Source organism: Endozoicomonas ascidiicola, from assembly GCF_001646945.1.
GTDB classification, from domain to species: domain Bacteria; phylum Pseudomonadota; class Gammaproteobacteria; order Pseudomonadales; family Endozoicomonadaceae; genus Endozoicomonas; species Endozoicomonas ascidiicola.
In genome coordinates this window covers 341,254-343,450 of the sequence record NZ_LUTV01000007.1, presented here as the reverse complement: position 1 = coordinate 343,450, position 2,197 = coordinate 341,254, and the positions used below count along the sequence as shown (strand labels likewise).

The window sequence follows — 2,197 nt, the reverse complement described above, 5'->3', positions numbered from 1 at the left end:
GACTATTCTGGCGGATCCATGGGCTGGTATTTTTCAACCGGAATTTATGGCGTATTTGATTTACCGGGGGTTGGATTAAGCATGGTGCCGTTGCGTTTTTTCCCGAATGACAATGAGGGATTGAACTTTTTGGACAGGCAGCCTGCTCACCTCTAAGCACAGGAACCTTCATCCCCCTCACCGGAGTGCTTTGCCCCATTGAGGAGGTCTGGCAGACCAGAACTACAGGAATAGTAACGATTGTTGCTATTGCCAACCTTCACAGTGGGATCGTTAGTCATATCAAGTTTCTACCGTCACGAAATGAGCCAGAAAGCATTACTTTTCTTCCCTTCACCACGAAACCGAACCCAAGCCATTGATATTCATGCATTTATTAAAAATCAAGCCAACCCTAAGGCAAACTAAAAAAAGCGGTCACTTTGTCTGAAACATTTCCGGACACTTTTGACTGCAACTTTCTGGACACATACCTTGCTCAAAACTCAATAAGCGGACAGTTTCTTTGAACAAAAACTGGGTAAAAATGGCTTAAAATAGCGGGGCTTCGGACAATATTATGAAAATTCAGTGGACACTTTATCTGTTCAGGGACACTCAATTTTTATTGTTGGGATTTTTTTGTATCTACAGTTTACCAAACCATCTGAAGATCATTATGAAAAAATGGATTGTACTGAGCATGATCACATTGCTCACTGGCTGCGCGGGCGCAAATATCAGTTCTCAGATCCGTTCTGGATCGCCTGATGCTGCTATGATGACTCGCTGCACCACCTTCTCAACCGGCAGCACTGACAATATCAACGAAGAAATAGCACAGTATGATGGTTGGAACATGGTGTATATGTCTGAATACACGACAGAAAACAAAACCAGTTCTGAAGCAGTTATGTGTTTTGAAAAGCCTGCAATGAAATAAAAAAGTGAAACAGGCAAATAATGTCGTTTATTTGCCTGCTAATCATGATTCTCTAGACGTTACTACTTTGAAAGACAATTGTCTTGTATAAGGCAAGCCGTCATAGTAAAGCATACAGTCAAACACAATAATAAAAACGACAACTCATGATAAAACAACTGCACAGATTTATTTATCTCACAGCGCTTGTACTTTCCACTGCCGCGTCTGCCAATACGTATCTGATTGGTAAAGGTATGGGCGATATTACCGGCCCAGCCTTTGGTAGCCCAATGTGGGGCTTCTCTAAACCAGGACAAAATACAGAAGGCATTCACACTCGATTGAAATCAAGAGCCTTCATTTTTCGGTAAAGGTTCAGAAGAGTTGATGAAGGGGAAATATCAATAAAGCCTGCTATTCTGCTAGTTTTGTTCTGTACTTTTATGGCTCTTGTTGAAGTTAAATGCATTCATTGTCGTACAACTGATGATATTGTCAGAAATGGGAAAGCCAGATCAGGGCTGCAACGATTTCTTTGCCGCTGTTGCAATAAAACCTTTCAGCTGGACTACCTCTACAACGCTAACCAGCCAGGAACTCACGAACAGATTGTTCAGCTCACGCATAATGGCTCAGGTGTCCGGGATATTAAGCGAGTCCTCAAAATAAGCCGAACCACTGTCATCGCCCACTTAAAAAGCTATCTCCGCCATCAGTAACAGAGCTCCCATTTGAAAACGCAAAGGTTCAGTTGATCTGTGAGATGGATGAGCAGTGGAGCTTTGTTGGGAGCAAGAAGAATCAGCGCTGGCTCTGGTACGCTTGGGAACCTCGGTTCAAACGGATAATTGCACACGCCTTTGGCCGCAGAACGGATTCAACTCTGAAAAAGCTACTCAACCTGCTGAAGCCCTATCGTTTTGAGTTCTACTGTACGGATGATTGACCATCTTATGCGAAACTCTTGCCAGGTGAGAAGCATATTATTGGTAAATATTTTACTCAACGTATAGAACGGCAAAACCTGAATTTCAGAACTCGTCTGAAGCGCTTGTGTCGCAGGTCTATCTGCTTTTCAAGGTCAGAAGAAGTTCACGACAAAGTGATCGGAGAGTTTATCTACCGAGAGCATTATCAACTCTTCTGAACCTTTACCGCAATTAAAAGGGTAACTGTTAGCCCATTTGGAATCTTAACTAATCACAAATTCTGATGTTGATTGAGTGATAAACAATCGGCTCCGATTCCATAGAAGCTTCCAATACTGAGGCTTCATCTACCAGAGCCGGAAGA

General features: G+C 42.7%; 2 protein-coding genes and 1 pseudogene. All 3 read left to right on the top strand.

All coding sequences use genetic code 11. The features are described 5' to 3' along the window. Positions 1–658 precede the first annotated feature (658 nt). The 3 genes and pseudogenes from AKL11_RS20475 (at position 659) to AKL11_RS24790 (ending at position 2,051) form a co-directional block, all read left to right on the top strand. A complete protein-coding gene (locus AKL11_RS20475) occupies positions 659–922 on the top strand; it encodes a hypothetical protein (protein WP_067521448.1) in 264 nt (87 codons plus the stop codon). Between the two features lie 146 nt (positions 923–1,068). Continuing rightward, positions 1,069–1,275, top strand: a complete 207-nt coding sequence (locus AKL11_RS20470; RefSeq protein ID WP_067521349.1) for a neutral/alkaline non-lysosomal ceramidase N-terminal domain-containing protein — start codon at positions 1,069–1,071, stop codon at positions 1,273–1,275. A gap of 72 nt (positions 1,276–1,347) precedes the next feature. Then, positions 1,348–2,051 (top strand): annotated as a pseudogene (locus tag AKL11_RS24790) (IS1 family transposase). Positions 2,052–2,197 lie beyond the last annotated feature (146 nt).

Coding starts and splice junctions, on each gene's coding strand:
- AKL11_RS20475 (WP_067521448.1), top strand. CDS start 659: ATGAAAAAATGGATTGTACTGAGCATGATCACATTGCTCACTGGCTGC.
- AKL11_RS20470 (WP_067521349.1), top strand. CDS start 1,069: ATGATAAAACAACTGCACAGATTTATTTATCTCACAGCGCTTGTACTT.